Source organism: Tsukamurella tyrosinosolvens (assembly GCF_900104775.1).
Taxonomy (GTDB): domain Bacteria; phylum Actinomycetota; class Actinomycetes; order Mycobacteriales; family Mycobacteriaceae; genus Tsukamurella; species Tsukamurella tyrosinosolvens.
In genome coordinates this window covers 4,636,136-4,653,889 of the sequence record NZ_FNSA01000003.1, presented here as the reverse complement: position 1 = coordinate 4,653,889, position 17,754 = coordinate 4,636,136, and the positions used below count along the sequence as shown (strand labels likewise).

General features: G+C 71.8%; 18 protein-coding genes. 7 read left to right on the top strand and 11 right to left on the bottom strand.

The annotated features are described in order from the left end of the window. Positions 1 to 52 precede the first annotated feature (52 nt). From BLW32_RS25060 to BLW32_RS25040, 5 genes are read right to left on the bottom strand one after another with little or no spacing between them, the layout of a single operon-like run. The gene (locus tag BLW32_RS25060) at positions 53 to 1,093 is read right to left on the bottom strand and encodes an acyl-CoA dehydrogenase family protein (RefSeq protein ID WP_068741299.1); all 1,041 of its coding nucleotides are present in this window, start codon (positions 1,091 to 1,093) and stop codon (positions 53 to 55) included. Then, positions 1,090 to 2,103, bottom strand: coding sequence for an acyl-CoA dehydrogenase family protein (locus tag BLW32_RS25055; protein ID WP_068741300.1), 1,014 nt, complete (start codon positions 2,101 to 2,103; stop codon positions 1,090 to 1,092). Before BLW32_RS25055 ends, BLW32_RS25060 begins: the two co-directional genes overlap by 4 nt. Beyond that, entirely contained in the window at positions 2,100 to 3,260 is a 1,161-nt protein-coding gene (locus tag BLW32_RS25050; RefSeq protein ID WP_068741301.1) for an acyl-CoA dehydrogenase family protein, read from the bottom strand. Before BLW32_RS25050 ends, BLW32_RS25055 begins: the two co-directional genes overlap by 4 nt. Beyond that, positions 3,260 to 4,144 carry an enoyl-CoA hydratase gene (locus BLW32_RS25045; protein WP_068523031.1) on the bottom strand — a complete coding sequence of 295 codons (885 nt, stop codon included), beginning with the start codon at positions 4,142 to 4,144 and terminating at the stop codon, positions 3,260 to 3,262. Before BLW32_RS25045 ends, BLW32_RS25050 begins: the two co-directional genes overlap by 1 nt. Continuing rightward, on the bottom strand, positions 4,141 to 5,667 hold the full coding sequence (locus tag BLW32_RS25040; RefSeq protein WP_068741302.1) for a FadD3 family acyl-CoA ligase: 1,527 nt from the start codon (positions 5,665 to 5,667) through the stop codon (positions 4,141 to 4,143). Before BLW32_RS25040 ends, BLW32_RS25045 begins: the two co-directional genes overlap by 4 nt. A 112-nt stretch (positions 5,668 to 5,779) precedes the next feature. Between BLW32_RS25040 and BLW32_RS25035 the strand changes: the two genes are divergently transcribed. Genes BLW32_RS25035 through BLW32_RS25020 form a run of 4 tightly spaced genes read left to right on the top strand, consistent with a single transcriptional unit; the run spans position 5,780 to position 9,483 of the window. Next, positions 5,780 to 6,940 (top strand): acyl-CoA dehydrogenase family protein, encoded by a 1,161-nt coding sequence (locus BLW32_RS25035; protein WP_068741303.1) that lies wholly within the window; start codon positions 5,780 to 5,782, stop codon positions 6,938 to 6,940. Next, positions 6,937 to 7,725: an SDR family oxidoreductase gene (locus tag BLW32_RS25030; protein WP_197467598.1), complete on the top strand. Its 789-nt coding sequence runs from the start codon at positions 6,937 to 6,939 to the stop codon at positions 7,723 to 7,725. Before BLW32_RS25035 ends, BLW32_RS25030 begins: the two co-directional genes overlap by 4 nt. Continuing rightward, positions 7,718 to 8,323, top strand: coding sequence for a TetR/AcrR family transcriptional regulator (locus tag BLW32_RS25025; RefSeq protein ID WP_068523028.1), 606 nt, complete (start codon positions 7,718 to 7,720; stop codon positions 8,321 to 8,323). Before BLW32_RS25030 ends, BLW32_RS25025 begins: the two co-directional genes overlap by 8 nt. Beyond that, positions 8,320 to 9,483 (top strand): acetyl-CoA C-acetyltransferase, encoded by a 1,164-nt coding sequence (locus BLW32_RS25020; protein ID WP_068741304.1) that lies wholly within the window; start codon positions 8,320 to 8,322, stop codon positions 9,481 to 9,483. Before BLW32_RS25025 ends, BLW32_RS25020 begins: the two co-directional genes overlap by 4 nt. On the opposite strand, the gene BLW32_RS25015 is transcribed toward BLW32_RS25020, so the two are convergent. Beyond that, entirely contained in the window at positions 9,480 to 10,178 is a 699-nt protein-coding gene (locus BLW32_RS25015) for a response regulator transcription factor (protein ID WP_068523026.1), read from the bottom strand. The genes BLW32_RS25020 and BLW32_RS25015 overlap by 4 nt on opposite strands. A gap of 363 nt (positions 10,179 to 10,541) precedes the next feature. Here BLW32_RS25015 and BLW32_RS25010 point away from each other — a divergent pair, with 363 nt between their 5' ends. Then, positions 10,542 to 11,234, top strand: a complete 693-nt coding sequence (locus tag BLW32_RS25010; protein ID WP_225535625.1) for an MspA family porin — start codon at positions 10,542 to 10,544, stop codon at positions 11,232 to 11,234. Positions 11,235 to 11,327: 93 nt separating this feature from the next. On the opposite strand, the gene BLW32_RS25005 is transcribed toward BLW32_RS25010, so the two are convergent. Genes BLW32_RS25005 through BLW32_RS24990 form a run of 4 tightly spaced genes read right to left on the bottom strand, consistent with a single transcriptional unit; the run spans position 11,328 to position 14,840 of the window. Continuing rightward, positions 11,328 to 12,386, bottom strand: coding sequence for an NAD(P)H-dependent flavin oxidoreductase (locus BLW32_RS25005; protein ID WP_068523024.1), 1,059 nt, complete (start codon positions 12,384 to 12,386; stop codon positions 11,328 to 11,330). Beyond that, positions 12,383 to 13,126 carry a CoA-transferase subunit beta gene (locus tag BLW32_RS25000; protein ID WP_068741305.1) on the bottom strand — a complete coding sequence of 248 codons (744 nt, stop codon included), beginning with the start codon at positions 13,124 to 13,126 and terminating at the stop codon, positions 12,383 to 12,385. The genes BLW32_RS25005 and BLW32_RS25000 overlap by 4 nt, the downstream gene beginning before the upstream one ends. Then, on the bottom strand, positions 13,123 to 14,001 hold the full coding sequence (locus BLW32_RS24995; protein WP_068741306.1) for a CoA transferase subunit A: 879 nt from the start codon (positions 13,999 to 14,001) through the stop codon (positions 13,123 to 13,125). Before BLW32_RS24995 ends, BLW32_RS25000 begins: the two co-directional genes overlap by 4 nt. Then, positions 13,998 to 14,840 (bottom strand): enoyl-CoA hydratase family protein, encoded by an 843-nt coding sequence (locus BLW32_RS24990; RefSeq protein ID WP_068741307.1) that lies wholly within the window; start codon positions 14,838 to 14,840, stop codon positions 13,998 to 14,000. The genes BLW32_RS24995 and BLW32_RS24990 overlap by 4 nt, the downstream gene beginning before the upstream one ends. A gap of 105 nt (positions 14,841 to 14,945) precedes the next feature. Between BLW32_RS24990 and BLW32_RS24985 the strand changes: the two genes are divergently transcribed. Both BLW32_RS24985 and BLW32_RS24980 read left to right on the top strand, forming a co-directional pair. Beyond that, positions 14,946 to 15,743 (top strand): SDR family oxidoreductase, encoded by a 798-nt coding sequence (locus tag BLW32_RS24985; RefSeq protein WP_068741308.1) that lies wholly within the window; start codon positions 14,946 to 14,948, stop codon positions 15,741 to 15,743. A 28-nt stretch (positions 15,744 to 15,771) separates the two neighbouring features. Continuing rightward, positions 15,772 to 16,677, top strand: coding sequence for an SDR family oxidoreductase (locus tag BLW32_RS24980; RefSeq protein ID WP_068741309.1), 906 nt, complete (start codon positions 15,772 to 15,774; stop codon positions 16,675 to 16,677). A gap of 88 nt (positions 16,678 to 16,765) precedes the next feature. On the opposite strand, the gene BLW32_RS24975 is transcribed toward BLW32_RS24980, so the two are convergent. Then, positions 16,766 to 17,752, bottom strand: coding sequence for an NAD-dependent epimerase/dehydratase family protein (locus BLW32_RS24975; RefSeq protein WP_068741310.1), 987 nt, complete (start codon positions 17,750 to 17,752; stop codon positions 16,766 to 16,768). Positions 17,753 to 17,754: the final 2 nt, after the last annotated feature.

The following is a 17,754-nucleotide window of genomic DNA, read 5'->3' as shown; positions in this document are numbered from 1 at the left end:
GTAGTTCGCCTACGAAAGTACCGCGCCGGAGGACGCCCGGCAAGAACATGTTTCAGGAGTGGATGAGCTCGCGGCGGGCGAGGTGATGCGCCGGATCGCCGAACAGCTGCGACGACGAGTGCGCGCGCTTGAAATACAGGTGTGCGTCGTGCTCCCACGTGATGCCGATGCCGCCGTGCAACTGGATCATCTCCGCGGCCACGGCACTGAACGACTCGGAGCAGTAGGCCTTCGCCGTGGCCACCGCGATCGTCGCGTCGTCGTCGCCGCGGTCGAGCGCCTCGCCCGCCGCGAGGGCCGCGGAGCGCGCGGACTCGACCAGGACGAACAGGTCCGCCATGCGGTGCTTGAGTGCCTGGAAGGAGCCGATCGGCCGGCCGAACTGCACCCGCGAGCCCGCGTACTCGACGGTGACCGCGAGGGCCTGCGCCGCCGCGCCGGCCTGCTCGGCGGCGAGGACCGCGCACGCGACGTCGAGCGCGCGCTGGAGTGCGGCGGCGGCACCGTCCCGGACGAGCCGGGCGGGTGCACCGTCGAGGACGATCTCCGCGAACCGCCGCGTCGGGTCCATCGACGGGGTGTGCCGCCGAGCCGCCGCGGCGCCGTCGACGAGGTGGAGCCCATCCCCGGCGACGACCAGGAGGTCGTCCGCGAGGTCGCCGTCGAGGACGAAACGCGCCGTGCCGGAGAGCCGCCCGTCGACCACGGTGACGGGGCGGTCGGCGAAATCGGCGCCGGCGAAGGCGACCGCCGCGATCCGCGCGCCGCTCGCGAGGCCGGCCAGCAGCTCCGCCTCGTCCGTCTCCGCGAGCAGGGTCGTCGCGAGCACCGCGGAGCCCAGGAAGGGCGACGGGATCAGGTGCCGCCCGAGCTCCTCAGCGACGACCTGCAGCGCGCGCACCCCCGCGCCCACGCCGTCGTGCTCCTCGGGGACGGCGAGCGCCGCCACCCCGACCTGCTCGCACAGCACGGACCACAGTCCGCGGTCGAAGCCGTCGGGCGCGTCGATCGCGGCGCGGAGCGCGGCCGGCGACCACCGCCGGTCGACGACGCTGCGGACGGCGCCCGCCAGATCGTCCAGTTCCGAGGTCATCGCGCCGCCTTCCGGATCGCGTCGAGCACCGTCGCGCGGTGCTCGGCCTGGGTTCCCCAGGCCGACTGCAGCGCCCGGACTTTGGTGATCCACAGTCCCAGGTCGTACTCCGCGGTGTAGCCGATCGCGCCGTGCACCTGGAGTGCCGTCCGTGCCGCCAGGTAGGCCGCGTCGGCGGCGGCGACCCGCGCCGCCGCGACGTCGCGCGCGGGTTCGAGATCGACGCCGCGCGAGGCGCTCCCGGACAGGGCCACTGCCGCGCCGCTCAACAGCGGCGCCGCCAGTTCCAGGCGCGTCGCCACGTCGGCGAGGAGGTGCTTGATCGCCTGGTACTCGCCGATCGCCTTCCCGTATTGGGCACGGGCTTTCGCGTACTCGACGGTGTCGTCGAGCAGGCGCCGCCCTGCGCCGAGCAGCTGCGCCGCCACCGCGAACGCCCCGGCCACCTCCGCCGATTGAACACCGTTCACGGCAGCGCGACCTGGGCTTTCTGTGTCAGGAACAGTGTTCAATTCCGTGGCGAAGAGGCGGCGGGTCCGGTCGACCGAGCCCAGAGGGGCGGTCGACGGTGCGGGAACCTCCGCGATCGCCCCACCCGGGTTGACCACGAAGCGGAGGTCCGCGACGTCGGCGTCGAGCAGGTACGGCGTGCGCGGAGCCAGCGCGACGGTGCCGATCGCACCGTCGGCGAGGGCCCGGAGCCGGGCGGCGTCGCCGAGCAGTGCGGGCAGCACCGCGATCGACTCCACGACGGGGCCGGGCACGCCGTGGTAGCCCAGCGCCTGGAAGGCGACGGCGAGGTCCATGGCGTCGCCGCCGACGCCTCCGTGCTCCTCCGCGATCGCGAGGCCGGTGACGCCGAGATCGGCGAGCGCCGCCCAGACCTTCCGTCCGGGGCCGCTGTCGCCCTCCGCCCAGGCGCGGGCCGCGGCCACCACGCCGGCCCCCGAGAGCAGGTCGTCGAGCGACTCCGCGAAGGCCTCGTTCTCTTGCGACGGTGCGAATCTCATCGGGCTCCCCGGGGTAGGCCGAGGAGACGCTCGGCGATGGTGTTGCGCTGGATCTGGTCGGTGCCGCCGTAGATGGGGCCCGCCAGTGAGAACAGGTACCCGGCCGGCCAGCGGCCCGCGTCGGGCGCGGCGTCGCCGGTCAGTTCGCCCCGCGGGCCGAGCAGGTCGAGGGCGGTCTCGTGGAGCTCCACGTCGAGATGGCTCCAGAACAGTTTGTTCACACTGGATTCCGGCCCGAGCTCGCCCCCGTCCTGCAGGCGGGTGACGGTGCCGAAGGTGTACAGCTGGTACGCGCGGGCGCCGATCCAGGCGTCGGCGACGCGCTGGGCGTCGGCGCTCGCGGTGTCGCCGTCCTCGCGCTCCCAGAGGTCGACGAGGGCATCGGCGGCCGAGAGGAACCGGCCGGGACTGCGGAGCGAGAGTCCGCGCTCGTTGTTGGCGGTCGTCATGGCGACGCGCCAGCCCTGGCCGGGCTCGCCGATCACGTCGGCGTCGGGCACGAAGACGTCGTCGAGGAAGATCTCCGCGAAGCCCGGCTCACCGTCGAGCTGGGGGATGGGGCGCACCGTCACGCCGGGCGCGCGCAGGTCGAACATGAGGTAGGTCAGGCCCCTGTGCCGCTCCGAGCCGGGTTCGCTGCGGAACAGGCCGAAGGCGCCGTCGGCGAAGGCGGCGCGGGAGCTCCACGTCTTCTGGCCGGAGAGCTTCCACCCGCCTTCGACGCGGGTGGCGGTCGAGCGGAGCGAGGCGATGTCGCTGCCGGCCTCCGGCTCCGACCACGCCTGCGCCCACACCCGCTCGGAGCGGGCCATCGCGGGCAGGATCCGCGCGCGCTGCTCGTCGGTGCCGTGGCTGAAGAGGGTGGGCGCCAGCATGAACAGGCCGTTCTGGTTCACCCGCAGCGGCGCGCCCGCGGCGTAGTACTCCTCCTCGAAGACGACCCACTGGAGCAGGGTCGCGTCGCGGCCGCCGAACTCCGCGGGCCAGGAGACCGCGGCCAGGCCGGCGTCGGCGAGCTTCGACTCCCACACGCGATGCGCGGCGAAGCCCTCGGCGGTGTCGAACGAGGGGAGGGGCTCGGCGGGCACGTGCGCGGCCAGCCAGGAGCGCACCTCGTCGCGGAAGGCGACGGTCGCGTCGTCGAACTCGAGGTCCACTACTCGGCCTTCCGTGCGCCGGATGCCATCGACTTGGCGCTCTGCCCGCCCAGGGAGTCGCCGCCCGAGACCTCGGCGTTGTGGGCGTGAGCGAAGTGGTGCAGGCCGAAGACCGAGTCCATGCCCGCCCGCATGCCCATGAGGTCCTCGCACTGGTTGACGGCTTTCTTCGTCAGCGCCAGGCCGAAACTCGGCATGTCCGCGATCCGCTCGGCGAGCGCGAGCGTCTCCTCCTCGAGCTCGCTGCGGGGCACGACGCGGTTCACCATCCCCCACTCCTTGGCCTGCTGCGCCGAGAAGCGATCGCCCGTGAACAGGAACTCCTTGGCCGCGCGCGGGCCCATGACCCACGGATGTGCGAAATACTCGACGCCCGGGATGCCCATGCGCACCACCGGGTCCGAGAAGAACGCGTCGTCCGACGCGACGATGAGGTCGCAACTCCAGGCCAGCATCAGCGCACCGGCGATGCAGGCGCCCTGCACCGAGGCGATCACGGGCTTCGGGATCTCCCGCCACCGCCGGCACATGCCGAGGTAGACCTCGGACTCGCGGGCGAAGCGCTGGTCGCCGCCCTCCCGGCCCACGTGGTCCCACCACAGGACGGCCTTGTTCTCGAAGTGCTGATCCACGTCGCGGCCCGGCGTGCCGATGTCGTGGCCGGCGGAGAAGTGCTTCCCGTTGCCCGCCAGCACGATCACCTTGACCGCCGGGTCCTCGACTGCGCGCACGAAGGCGGCGTCGAGGGCGTAGGTCATGGCCGAGTTCTGGGCGTTGCGGTACTCGGGGCGGTTCATGGTGACCACGGCGACGGGGCCGCGGACCTCGTAGGTCACCACCTCCGTCTCGGGGGTCGCGTCGGGGGCGGGCGTGCTGTCGGTCATCGCTTCTCTCCTGCTGCAGGGTCGGGCTCGCCGCGCAGGACGCGCTTGAGCACCTTTCCGGTCGCGTTGCGCGGTAGCTCGCTCACGAACTCCACGCTGCGGGGGACTTTGAAGTTGGCCAGGAACTCCCGGCAGTGCTCGATCACCGCGTCTTCGGTCAGCTCGCGCCCGGCGGTGAGCACGACGAAGGCCTTGCCGACCTCGCCGAGGCGCGGCTCGGGGACCCCGACCACGGCGCTCTCCGCGATGCCGGGGATCCGTGCGATCACCTGCTCGATCTCCGCCGGGTAGACGTTGAAACCGCCGTTGGTGAACATGTCCTTGATGCGGTCGGTGATCCGCAGGTTGCCCGCGTCGTCCATCGATCCGGCGTCGCCGGTGTGGAACCAGCCGTCGGCGTCGAAGGCCTTGGCCGTCGCGTCGGGATCCTCGAAGTACTCGGCGATCACGTTGGGGCCCCGGACCAGGATCTCGCCGTCGTCCGCGATGCGTACCTCCATGTCGCGCACGGCCCGGCCGGAGGTCGTGGCGATCACGTCGGGGGCGTCGTCCGCTCGGCACATCGTGACGACGGGGGCCTCGGAGAGGCCGTACGCGGTGAGCACGCGCTCGTACAGTTCCGCGCGCATCCGCTCGATCAGGACGACGGGGATCGTGGCGGCGCCGGTGGTGGCGGCGCGCAGGCTCGACAGGTCGTACCGCCCGCGGTCCGGGTGGTCGAGCATCATCTGGTGCACGGTGGGCACACCGGGTAGGACCGAGATCCGTTCCCTCTGGATGAGTTCGAAGGCCGCCACGACGTCGAAGGTCTGCGCAGGATAGATCGCCGCGCCGCTCTGGAGCGCCGCCAGGATCCCGGCCTTGAAGCCGAAGATGTGGAAGAACGGGCTCAGGATCAGGTAGCGGTCCGCGTCCGTGACGCCCACCAGTTCGGCCCAGTTCGCGGCGTTCGCCAGGGTCTGGGCATGGGTGCTCATCGCGCCCTTGCTCCGACCCGACGTGCCGGAGGTGAAGAAGATGTCCGACGGGTCGTCGGGGATCACCGCGGCAGCCGCACCGTCGAGCTCGGCGTCGGTGATCCGCGCGCCCAGGGCCGGGACCCCGTCCCACTCGGGGAGCCGCAGGACGGTGACGATATCGCCCGGCAGGCCGCCGGCCGTCTCGACGACGAGGTCGAGCCGGTCGACGCCGAGGAACGGGCCCGCCACGACGAAGCCCCGTGCCCGCGTGCGCACCAGGAGGTCGACGATCTCGGGACCCGTGTACCGGGTGTTCACGGGGACCAGCACGGCGCCGATGTACGCGGCGCCGAGGGCGGCCTCGATCCATTCGTGTCCGTTCGGCGCGCAGACCGCGACCCGGTCGCCCCGTCGGATCCCCTCGGCGAGCAGCGCCCGGGCGACGTCGCGGGCGCGACCGTGCAGATCGGTGTAGCTGATCCGCAGGTCGCCGTCGACCACGGCGGTGTGCTCACCGAATCGCTCCGCGGCGTCGCGCAGAGCCGCTCCGATGGTGCGTGACATGCGCAAACCCTTCTGCCTAGCAAGTGCTTGGTAGAACACGTTACAGTGCGAGTCGAGTCTGTGTAACCTGATTCCACCAAGCAACTGCTTGGTGGATGGCGAAGGGAGTGCCGTGGGCACGGCGAGCGGCGAGACGGACGCGGAATTCCGGACGCGGATCCGCGACTGGCTGGCGACCAACCTGTCCGGTGAGTTCGCCGGTCTCCGGGGCGCGGGCGGCCCGGGTCGCGAGCACGAGTTCTTCGACGAGCGCGTCGCGTGGGAGCGCCACCTGGCCGCCGCCGGACTGAATTGCATCGGCTGGCCGGCCGAGAACGGCGGCGGCGGAGCGTCGCTCGCGCAGCAGGTGATCTTCCACGAGGAGTACGCCCGCGCGGGCGCGCCCGCCAAGGTCTCCCACCTCGGACAGGAACTGCTGGGGCCCACGCTCATCGCCTTCGGCACCGACGAGCAGAAGGCCCGCTTCCTGCCCGCCATCCGTGACGTCCGCGAGCTGTGGTGCCAGGGCTACTCCGAGCCCGGCGCCGGCTCCGACCTCGCGAACGTCAGCACCACCGCGCGCCTGGAGGGCGACGAGTGGGTGATCTCCGGCCAGAAGGTCTGGACCTCGCTCGCACACGTCGCCGACTGGTGCTTCGTGGTCGCCCGCACCGACCCCGGCTCCGCCCGGCACAAGGGCCTGTCCTACCTACTCGTCCCCATGGACCAGCCGGGCGTCGAGGTCCGGCCGATCGTCCAGCTCACCGGCACCTCGGAGTTCAACGAGGTCTTCTTCGACGGTGCCCGCACCGCCGCCGCCAACGTGGTCGGCGCGCCCGGCGAGGGCTGGCGCGTCGCCATGGGCACGCTCGCCTTCGAGCGCGGCGTCGCCACCCTCGGCCAGCAGATCGGCTTCCGCCGTGAGCTGCAGGCTCTCACCGACCTCGCCCTCGACAGCGGCGCCGCCGACCGCCCCGAGGTCGCCGACGCCCTCCGTCGCGCGTGGACCGAGCTCGACGTCATGCGGGCGCACGCGCTGCGCACGCTCGGCTCCGCCGAGACGGGCACCGCCGAGGTCGCGAAGCTGCTGTGGGCCAATTGGCACCGCCGGCTCGGCGAGATCGCGATGACGGTGCGCGGTGCCGCCGGGCTGCTCGCGGACCCCGAGCTCGACGACTGGCAGCGCCTGTACCTGTTCACCCGGGCCGACACGATCTACGGCGGCTCGAACGAGATCCAGCGCAACATCATCGCCGAGCGCGTGCTCGGCCTGCCGAGAGAGGCCCGCCCGTGAGCGCCATCCCCGCACCCCCGTACCCCCAGGGACGCAACCTCGTCGAGGACAAGGTCGTCGTCGTCACCGCGGCCGCCGGCACCGGCATCGGTTCCGCCACCGCACGTCGCTGCCTCGAGGAGGGCGCCCGCGTCGTCGTCTCGGACTGGCACGAGCGCCGCCTGGGGGAGAAGCGCGACGAGCTCGCCGAGGAGTTCGGCGACCGCGTGCACGCGATCACCTGCGACGTGACCGTCGAGGAACAGGTGCAGGCGTTGCTCGAGGGTGCCGCCGAGCGGTACGGCCGGATCGACGTGCTGGTCAACAACGCCGGCCTCGGCGGCAGCGTCGCCGTGCAGGACATGACCGACGAGCAGTGGTCCCGCGTGCTGGACGTGACGCTCACGGGCACCTTTCGCGCCACCCGAGCCGCGATCAATCGCTTCATCGCGCAGGGCGGGGGCGGCGTCATCGTCAACAACGCCTCGGTGATCGGCTGGCGCGCCCAGGCCGAGCAGGCGCACTACGCCGCCGCGAAGGCGGGCGTCATGGCGCTCACCCGGTGCTCGGCCGTCGACGCCGCGCCGCACGGCGTACGGATCAACGCCGTCTCGCCGAGCATCGCCATGCACGCCTTCCTCGCGAAGGTCACCTCCGACGAACTGCTCGATGAACTCTCGCGCCGCGAGGTCTTCGGTCGCGCCGCCGAGCCCTGGGAGGTCGCGAACGTGATCGTGTTCCTGGCCTCCGACTACAGTTCCTACATGACCGGTGAGGTGGTCTCGGTGAGCAGTCAGCATGCCTAAGCCGGACCCCTCCGCGCGGCGCGCGGAGGTCCTCGCCCTGAGCGCGAAGCTGTTCGCTGAGAACGGCTACCGCGCGACGACGGTGCGCGACATCGCCGACGCCGCGGGCATCCTCTCGGGCAGCCTCTACCACCACTTCGACTCCAAGGAGACGATGCTCGACGAGGTCCTGCGGGACTTCCTCGACCGGCTCTTCGGTGAGTACCGCGCCGTCCTCGCCGCCGCCGACGCGCCGCGGGAACAGCTGCGCGGCTGCGTCATCGCCTCCTTCGCCGCGATCGACGCGCGCCCCGACGCCGTCGCGATCTACCAGGCGGAGGCCCGCGGGCTCGCGCAGCAGGAGCGCTTCGCCTACATCGCCGACTTCCTGCAGGAGTTCCGCTCCATGTGGCGCGGCATCATCACCCGCGGCATCGAATCCGGCGACTTCCGTGCGGATCTCGACGTCGATGTCACCTACCGCTTCCTCCGCGACACCGTCTGGGTCGCGGTCCGCTGGTACCGGCCCGGCGGGCAACTGCCCGTGGGCGCGGTCGCCGACCAGTACCTCACGATCCTCGAGCACGGGATCGCCAGCCCCGAGAAGGAGCAGCCATGACCGACCTCGCCCCCGGCGCCTACATCCTCGACGCCGTCCGCACCCCGTCCGGCAAGCGCGGCGGATCGCTGTCGACGGTGCATTCCGCGGACCTGGGCGCGCACGTCCTGCGCGCCTCGGTCCTGCGCTCCGGCGTCGACCCGGAGCTCGTCGACGACGTGATCATGGGCTGCTGCGACACCATCGGCCCGCAGTCGGGGAACATCGCCCGGACCTCCTGGCTCGCCGCCGGCCTGCCCGAGCACGTCCCCGGGGTCACCGTCGACCGGCAGTGCGGTTCGAGCCAGCAGTCGGTCCACTTCGCGGCGCAGGCGATCCTCTCCGGTACCGCCGACGCGGTGGTCGCCGCGGGCGTGCAGAACATGAGCGCGATCCCCATCAGCGCCGCCATGCTCGCCGGCCGCGAGTACGGCTTCGACGACCCGTTCTCCGGTTCGGTCGGCTGGCGCGAGCGCTACGGCGACGTCGAGGTCTCCCAGTTCACCAGCGCCGACATGATCGCCACCAAGTGGGGCGTCTCCCGCACCCGGATGGAGGAGTTCGCGCTCGCCAGCCACGAGCGGGCGATCGCCGCGATCGACGAGGGCCGGTTCGCCGCGGAGATCGCCCCGGTGGAGGACTTCGCGGCCGACGAGACGCCCCGTCGGGGAACGACGCTGGAGAAGATGGCGGGACTCGCGCCGCTCGCCGAGGGATCCGCCATCACCGCCGCCGTCGCCAGCCAGATCGCCGACGGTGCGGCCGCCGTCATGGTGGCGTCGGCGGACTTCGTGCAGCGCCACGGGCTGCGACCCCGGGCACGGATCCACCACATCTCGGTCCGCGCCGCGGACCCGGTGTGGATGCTCACCGGTCCGATCCCGGCCACGCTGTACGCGCTGCAGAAGACGGGGCTCACGGTGGACGACATCGATCTCTTCGAGTGCAACGAGGCCTTCGCCTCCGTACCGCTGGCATGGATGGACGAGCTCGGAATCCCGCACGAGAAGGTCAACGTCAACGGCGGCGGCATCGCCCTGGGTCACCCGCTCGGCGCCACCGGCGCCAAGCTCATGACCACCCTGCTGCACGAGCTCGAACGGCGGGGTGGCCGGTACGGACTCCAGACGATGTGCGAGGGCGGCGGCACCGCCAACGTCACGATCATCGAGCGGATCTAGCGGAGCACGTAGCCGAATCCCCGGACGCTGTGCACGTGGCGCCACGCCGGGGTATCGATCTTCCCGCGCAGGCGTTGGACCGCGTTGTCCACGATCCGTGACTTGCCGTGGAAACCGTGCCCCCACGCGAGAGTCAGCAACGACTCGCGCGACTGGGGCACGCCGCGCCGCTCCGCGAGCGCGATCAGGAGCCGGAACTCGGTGGCGGTGAGGGGGATCTGCTCGCCCTCGCGAGTGACCGTCTGCCGGCGGGCGTCGATGCGGAGGCCGCTGGGCTCGACGACGATCTCGGATCCGGACGCCTCGTGGGTGCCGCAGCTCAGCGTGCACGCGGAACCGGTGGTCCGCGACCGCCTCAGGATCGCGCGCAGGCGCGCGTCGATCTCGCGCGCCGACACAGGAAGTGCCACGACGTCGTCCGCGCCGACCGCGAGATCGGTGATGGTGTCGACCTCGTCGTGCCGCGAGGCGAGGACCAGCAGCGGGGCGCCGGTCGCCCGTCGGACCTCGCGACACGCGTCGGTGCCGGCCGCGCCGTCGGAGGCGACGACGACGGCGTCCGCGGCTGCGAGCGCCGGGGCGGCGGCCGGCGACGACAGTGTCGACTCCGTGACCTGATGTCCGAGCATGCGGAGGGCGTCGGCGCCTCGTCGCGCCTGGTTCCCCGCCGGCGGCGTGAGGAACAGGATCTGCACAGGAAACCCCCTCGTTCTATGCGGGATAGCAAAGTGACTATACCCGGGTTACCTGCGTTGCTCGCCAGCGCAACACCGTTGCCGCAGGATCGAGGGGGTATCGGTTGTCACTGGGAGTCGCCTGAGTGCGCCTCATCGAAGTGAGCAGGTGTTCTCTCGGGACGAAGGTAAACATGCAGCACACCGCCGCAGTAGGCGATGTCTGCCGAGGATGTCGATTGCGTGAAGTTTGTCGCAGAATCGTCGCGGACAGCGCGCTTCTGTCGCAAGGTTCGGCACTGGGGATGATTCGGGTTGGTGAATATTCCGTCGAAGTGCTTCGGTGGGGCAACTCGATCGAGTTGGACATGAAGGAGTCGAACAGTGAGACGTATCAGCGTCGTTGCAGCGGGGGCGGTCATGGCGACCGCGATGATGTCGGCGGCCGTCGCCGGTCAGGCCACCGCGCAGATCACCCCGCAGAACCCGTCCGGGCCGGTGAAGGGCGCGACCCAGAACCTGAGCTCGCCCGAGGGCCTGCGGGCGAAGATCGCCCTCAAGGACCTCAAGGCGAAGCTGTTCCCGCCGCTCGCGGGCGACAACAAGTCGCGCCTCGCGTACGTCGACGGCAAGGCGGAGGCGACGATCCTGGCGAGCGGCGCCGGCGCCGAAGCCGCCTCGGTCGAGGTCGGCTACGTCGTCGCGTGCGGGGTCAAGGACGGTGGATTCGAGTCGTGGATCGGGAGCAACCAGACCATCGGCGCCGCCGGAGCGCTCGCGGGGAGCATCCCTGCGGCGGGCGCCGCGCTCGTCGGTGTCGGCGGGTCGCTGGGCCTGACCCAGAATCAGGTCATCAAGACGGCGCCGGGTGCCATCGTCTACCTCCCCGTGGGGACCAAGGAGATCCAGAAGCCGAAGGCGGACGAGGCCTTCGGCGTGCGCTTCGGTGAGAAGCGGGTCAGCATCGAGGGCTGCATCGGCAGCGTCGACGCGGTGGCGTACGCGACGCTGAAGGTGTCGTCGCGGACGTTCGACGATTCCAAGACCGTGTACAGCGAGGTCATGCGCTTCGCCTGAGGGTGAGAAGGGGCCGGCGGCGGGATCCTCCGCAGAATCCGCCGCCGGCCCGCGTCCCTGTCCCCGGCCGCGACGCCATGGCCGGGGACGGGTTCAGGCGCGCAGCCGCGCGAGTTCGTCGAGCCGCTGCTCCGCCTCGGCGACGATCCGCTCGATGAGCTCGGCCACCGTCGGGAGGTCGTCGATGATGCCGGCCACCTGGCCCGAGGCGAGGACGCCGGCGTCGGTGTTGCCCTCGACGAGTCCGGCGCGCAGCAGCATCGGCGTGTTCGCCGACATCATGAGCTGGCTCCACGTGCGGTCGCCGCCCTTCTTCATGGCCAGCCCCTCGCTCACGAGGCCCTTCCACGAAACGCCCGTGAGGGCCTGGAAGCGGACGGTGTTCACGGCCGCGTGCGCGAGCGTGGACACGCCGTGCGAGCGCTCGAGGGCGTCCACCAGGGCGGTGCGCAGGACCCGGTGCGGCATCCCGTCGACCTTGGTGGTGACGACCGTGTCACCGAGCCCGCGCTGCAGGTACTCGGCCTTCACGGATTCGGGGACCCGGCTGTCGCGCGTGAGCAGGAAACGGGTGCCCATGGCGACGCCGGCGGCGCCGTAGGCGAGCGCCGCGGCGAGGCCGCGGCCGTCGAAGAAGCCGCCGGCGGCGACGACCGGGATGTCCACGGCATCGAGGACCGACGGCAGGAGCAGCGTGGTGGCGACGCCGCCGGTGTGGCCGCCGCCCTCACCGCCCTGCACGATCACGGCGTCGGCGCCCCACGAGGCGACCTTCTCCGCGTGCCGGGCCGCGCCGACCGACGGGATCACCGCGAGCCCGGCGTCCTTGAGCTTGCCGATCATGTCCGGCTTCGGGGCGAGCGCGAACGAGGCCACCTTCACCCCCTCGCGGATGAGCAGGTCCACCCGCTGCGGCGCGTCCTCCGCGTCGGCGCGGAGGTTCACGCCGAAGGGCTTGTCGGTGCGCTCCTTGGTCTTGTGGATCGCGGCCTCGAGCTCGGGGTACGTCATGGTGGCGGACGCCAGGATCCCGAGGCCGCCCGCGTTCGCGGTGGCCGCGGTCAGGTGGGCGCCGGAGACCCAGCCCATGCCGGTCTGCACGACGGGGTGCTCCACCCCGACCAGTTCGGTGAAGCGGGTCCGCAGCGTCATGCCGGGACCTCCTTGCTGCGCAGCCCCTTCGGGTCCACCACCGTGCGGATGAGGTCGAGCTCCTCGGCGGTCGGCACCCGCGTCTCGGGAACGTCGGTGCCGGCCAGGGCGAACCCGGTGGCCTCCCGGACCTGGTCCGCGGTGACGCCCGGGTGCACGGACAGGAGCGTCATCGCCCCGTCGTCGCCGAAGCCCAGCACGGCGAGATCGGTGACCACACGGTGGATGTCGTGGAACCGCGACGCCGACGGCCCCGCCGCGTGGGCGCGGTCGTAGCCGACGCCGCTGACGACGTCGACCGACTCCACGAAGACCCGCGTCGAGTGCTTCGGGATCCAGTACGAGGTGCGGTTGTTCACGGTGTTGCCGGGCCCGCCGCGCACCCCGAGCAACTGGCGCGACGGTGCGCGGTGCTCACCGATGGCGGAGATGTTCTGGTTGCCGTACCGGTCGATCTGGCTGGCGCCCATGATGACGTGGCGCTTGCCGTTCGGGACGACGACGTCGAGCACCTTCTTGAAGGGCTGCCAGCCCTCGATGCCCGCGGACGGGTTCGCGGCGTCGGCGATGAGGTAGGCCTCACCGTCCGAGAGCAGCAGGTCGGGCGCGAAGGTGAGCCGGGCGAGGCGCCCGCCGAGCGACGGGATCAGCCCCATCGGGCTGGCGGTGATCTCGCCGTCGCTGCGGAACAGGTCGGCGATCGCGGTCACGCAGACCTCGGCGCGGGTGATGTCGGTCATTTCGCCTCCTGGGCAGCCGATTCGGAGGCCCAGGCCGCGACCTGGGACTGGTAGTGAGCCTCGTCGCCGGAGAGGAACCGCTGCTCGAACTCGGCCCAGGCGGCGGGGTCCTTGGCGCTCGCGGCGTAGTGCCGCTGGAACTTCTCGTCGCGCCCGTAGTCCGGGACGGCGGTGGTGAAGTGCGCGCCGTTCGGCGTCTCGACCACGCCGGTCACGGCACTGCGGTTGATGAGCAACGACTGGACGGGGCCGCCGGCCACCAGTTCCTCGGTCGGCACGATCCGCTCGCACGAGACGTAGCAGCGGTCGGCAGCGAGCGCGAAGTCGTCGTCGAAGTAGGGATCGGGACCCAGGTACTGGGCGTTGCCGCGCGCGTCGGCGCGGTTCATGTGCACGAGCGCGACGTCGAGGCGCAGCGCCGGAACCGCGACCAGCTCCTCGCCGTCGGCGTAGGGCGAGACGACGGTGCGGAGGTCGGGGTTGACGTCCATGACCGACGAGCCGAGGCCCGCGCGGATCGGCTGGAAGGGCAGGCGCTGCACCGCGGCCTTGAGGCCGGCGGCGAACATCCCCTCGTCCCACTCCGCGACCTCGATCGCGCCGGACTGCCGGGCGCGCGCGAAGTTCGGGTCGATGGGCACGGTGTCGAGGGTGACGAAGCCGAAGACCAGCTTCCGGATCTTCCCCGCCGCTGCGAGCAGACCCACGTCGGGCCCGCCGTAGGACACCACGGTGAGGTCCCGGAGGTCGGAGCGCAGGATCGCGCGGACCAGGGCCATCGGCTTGCGCCGCGAGCCCCACCCGCCGATGCCCAGCGTCATGCCGTCCTCGAGTTCGGCGACCACCTGCTCGGCGGTCATGGTCTTGTCGCTCATGCGTTCTCCTGTGCTGCGTCGTCGGAAACAGGTCGCCCGCTCGGTCCGCTCCCGGCGCCCGACGCCTCGCCGACCGTGCGGCCGGTGGAGACGAACTCGCGGCGGTGCTCGTCCGAGTAGCCCGCGAGATTGAGTTCGAAGGTGAAGCCCTGCTCGAACCGGTAGCTGGTGTGGACGTTCACCGGGTCGATCCCGTTGATCGCCTCCTTCGCCCTGCGGATCACGCGGGTGTCCTTGGCGGCGATGGCGCGTGCCACCTCGAGGGCGGCGTCGTCGAGCTCGGCGCGGGGCACCACGCGGTACACCGAGCCGAAGTGATGCAGTTGCTGGGCGGTGATGGTCCCTGCGGTGAAGTACAGGGTGCGCATGAGGTGCTGCGGCACGAGCCGGGCGAGGTGCGTCGCGGCGCCGAGCGCGCCGCGGTCCACCTCGGGCAGGCCGAAGGTCGCGTCGTCGGACGCCACCACCACGTCCGCGTTGCCCACGAGGCCGATGCCACCGCCGAGACAGAAGCCGTTGACCGCGATGATCACGGGGACCGCGCAGTCGTAGACCGCGGAGAAGGCCGCGGCGCACCCCTGGTTGGCCCCGATGAGGGCGCCGTAGCCGTCGCCGGCCGCCTGCGCCGCGTCGATCTCCTTGATGTCGACACCGGCGTTGAAGCCGCGGCCCACCGCGCGGACCACCACGACGTGGCACGACGGGTCGCGGCCGGCCTCGGTGATCGCGGTCGCGAGATCGAACCAGCCCTGCACGGTGAGGGCGTTGACGGGCGGCGCGTCGACGGTGATCGTATGGATCCCGGGCTCGTCGACGGTGGTCGTGATCGGTGAAGGCACACCGACTCCTTCGAGGTAGACAGGTAGAACGTGATCTAAACCTAGCAATTGCTTGGTACGCTACCACCGAAGCCCGGTCAGCCGGAATGGGAAGTGGGGATTCTTGTGTCGAACGCACCTGCAGGGCCTGGTCTCGGACTCGACGGCGCGGTGGTGCTCGTCACCGGCGGCGTCCGGGGGATCGGTGCGGGCATCGCCCGGGTCTTCCTCCGGCAGGGCGCCACCGTGGTGGTGTGCGCCCGGCGCGAGCCGGAGCGCCCGGTGGAGGCCGACGGTGCCGTCGCCGAGTTCGTCGCCGCCGACGTCCGCGAGCCCGACCAGGTCGAGGTGTTGGTCCGCGGCATCGTGGAGCGGCACGGCCGACTCGACGTGCTCGTGAACAACGCCGGCGGCGCGCCCTTCTCGGACGCGGCGACCGCGTCACCCCGCTTCCACGACAAGGTGGTCGGGCTCAACCTGCTCTCGCCGCTGCTGGTCGCGCAGCACGCGAACGCCGTGATGCAGGAGGCGGGAGCCGGGGCGATCGTCAACGTGTCCAGTGTCAGCGCCACGCGCCCGTCGCCCGGCACCGCCGCGTACGGGGCCGCGAAGGCCGGACTCGATTCGCTCACCGGCAGTCTCGCGGTGGAGTGGGCGCCGGCCGTGCGGGTGAACGCGCTCGACGTGGGCATGGTCCGCACCGAGGCCGCGGAACAGCACTACGGCGACGATGCCGGGATCGCTGCGATCGGCGCGACCGTGCCCCTCGGCCGGCTCGCCGACCCCGAGGAGGTGGGAGCGTGCGCCGCCTTCCTCGCCTCGCCGCTCGCGTCCTATGTCACGGGCGCGACCCTGCTCGTCCACGGCGGTGGCGAGCGCCCCGCCTTCCTGGCCGCGGCGACCGCCTCGCGCGGCGCGCGGTAGACCCGAACCACGAACGAGGAGAAGAACAATGACAGGAATCGTCGACGGCCGTGTCGTCATCGTCACCGGCGCGGGCCGCGGTATCGGCCGAGCCCACGCACTCGCCTACGCAGCGGAGGGCGCCGCCGTCGTGGTCAACGACTACGGCGTCGGGCTCGACGGCGCGGACGCCTCGTCGGGCCCCGCGCAGCAGGTCGTGGACGAGATCCGCGCCGCCGGGGGCCGGGCGATCGCGAACGCCTCCGACGTCGCGGACTGGGACGGAGCACAGGCGTTGGTGCGCAGCGCGATCGACGAGTTCGGCCGGCTGGACGTGCTCGTGAACAACGCGGGCTTCCTGCGCGATCGGATGCTGGTGAACATGTCCGAGGCCGAGTGGGATGCGGTGACCCGCGTGCACCTCAAGGGGCACTTCGCCATGCTGCGGCACGCGGCCGCCTATTGGCGCGACGAGTCCAAGGCCGGGCGGCAGCCCGACGCCCGGGTGGTCAACACCAGCTCCGGCGCCGGCCTGCTGGGCAGCGTCGGCCAGGGCAACTACGCCGCCGCCAAGGCGGGGATCGCCGAGATGACGATCCAGGCCGCCGCCGAGATGGGCCGCTACGGCATCACCGTCAACGCGATCGCGCCCGCCGCCCGGACCCGCATGACCGAGGTGACCTTCGCCGACGACATGGCCGCTCCCGAGGGCGGCTTCGACGCGATGGCCCCCGAGAACGTCTCGCCGCTGGTGGTCTGGCTCGGCAGCACCGAGTCCGCCGACGTGACGGGCCGCGTCTTCGAGGTCGAGGGCGGCAAGGTCTCCGTGGCGCAGGGCTGGAGGCACGGCCCGCAGCGCGACAAGGGCGCCCGCTGGGCCCCGTCGGAGCTGGGTGAGGTGGTGCGCGGACTCCTCGACGAGGCGCAGGCGCCCGAGCCCGTGTACGGGGCCTGACCCGGAAACGACGATGCCGGCCGCACGGGGAGGGGATCTCCGTGCGGCCGGCCGCGTCTCGGCGAGGGGAGGTGCCGAGTCGGTGGGGTCAGGCCTTGGCGCCGAGCCGGCCGGATTCCGCGAAGAAGCGCACCAGTTCGGTGGCGGTCGTCGCCATCGAGCGCGGTGCGTAGCCGAGTTCGTTGCGCGCCTTGCTGATGTCGACCAGGGGCGACGCGAACAGCGGGCCGAGTGCGGCCTTCGAGAGGACGTCCGAGCCGAGGCGCGCATTGATCGGCTCCAGCACGGGCATGATCGCGGCGAGCGCGCCGATCGGCACCGCCACGCGCGGTCCCGCCTTCCCGGCGGCCTGCGCCGAGAGCCGCATCGCGTCGATGATCGGCGCGAACTCGCCGCCCAGGAGGTAGTTCTCGCCCGTGCGCCCCTTCTCGGCGGCGAGCATCACGCCCGTCGCCACGTCGCGCACGTCGACCAGGTCGAAGCCGGCCTTGGAGACGAACGCGGGCATCCGGCCCCGGGCCGCGGTGTGCGCGAGCCGGTTCAGGCGCGAGAGCGCGGCGCCGTGATCGGCGGGACCCCACACGCCCGTGGGGTTGCAGACCGTGGCGTCCAGGCCGTCGTCGACGACCTTGCGCAGCTCCTGCTCGCCCGCCCACTTGGACCGGTCGTAGACGGGGATCTCGGGTCGCTCGGACCGCGGCGCAGTCTCGTCGATGACGTCGACGAGGTCCTGGTCGAAGGCGTGGATGGAGCTGAGGTGCACCATCTTCCGCACTCCGGCATCCAGGGCCGCGCGTGCCACGACGCGTACGCCCTCCGTGTTGAGCCGCCACGCGGCCTCGTCCTGCATCCGCAGCGTGATCATGGCGACCAGGTGATAGACCACCTCGACGCCGTCGAGTGCCGCGCGCATCTCGCCGGGCTCGAGAACGCTGGCCTGCACCCAGCGCACGCCGTCGGGGGCGTGCGGCGAGGAGGTGCGGTCGATCGCGACCACCTCGTGCCCCTGCTCGACGAGCTGTTGCAGGAGGTTCCCGCCGACGAATCCGGCCGCGCCGGTGACTGCTACGCGCATCG

Excerpts from the sequence above, each read along its gene's own strand:
- BLW32_RS24995 (WP_068741306.1), bottom strand. The coding sequence starts at position 14,001 with ATGAGCGACAAGACCATGACCGCCGAGCAGGTGGTCGCCGAACTCGAG.
- BLW32_RS25025 (WP_068523028.1), top strand. The coding sequence starts at position 7,718 with ATGCCTAAGCCGGACCCCTCCGCGCGGCGCGCGGAGGTCCTCGCCCTG.
- BLW32_RS25045 (WP_068523031.1), bottom strand. The coding sequence starts at position 4,144 with ATGACCGACAGCACGCCCGCCCCCGACGCGACCCCCGAGACGGAGGTG.
- BLW32_RS25020 (WP_068741304.1), top strand. The coding sequence starts at position 8,320 with ATGACCGACCTCGCCCCCGGCGCCTACATCCTCGACGCCGTCCGCACC.
- BLW32_RS25060 (WP_068741299.1), bottom strand. The coding sequence starts at position 1,093 with ATGACCTCGGAACTGGACGATCTGGCGGGCGCCGTCCGCAGCGTCGTC.
- BLW32_RS25055 (WP_068741300.1), bottom strand. The coding sequence starts at position 2,103 with ATGAGATTCGCACCGTCGCAAGAGAACGAGGCCTTCGCGGAGTCGCTC.
- BLW32_RS24975 (WP_068741310.1), bottom strand. The coding sequence starts at position 17,752 with ATGCGCGTAGCAGTCACCGGCGCGGCCGGATTCGTCGGCGGGAACCTC.
- BLW32_RS25000 (WP_068741305.1), bottom strand. The coding sequence starts at position 13,126 with ATGACCGACATCACCCGCGCCGAGGTCTGCGTGACCGCGATCGCCGAC.
- BLW32_RS24980 (WP_068741309.1), top strand. The coding sequence starts at position 15,772 with ATGACAGGAATCGTCGACGGCCGTGTCGTCATCGTCACCGGCGCGGGC.
- BLW32_RS25040 (WP_068741302.1), bottom strand. The coding sequence starts at position 5,667 with ATGTCACGCACCATCGGAGCGGCTCTGCGCGACGCCGCGGAGCGATTC.
- BLW32_RS25005 (WP_068523024.1), bottom strand. The coding sequence starts at position 12,386 with ATGACGCTGCGGACCCGCTTCACCGAACTGGTCGGGGTGGAGCACCCC.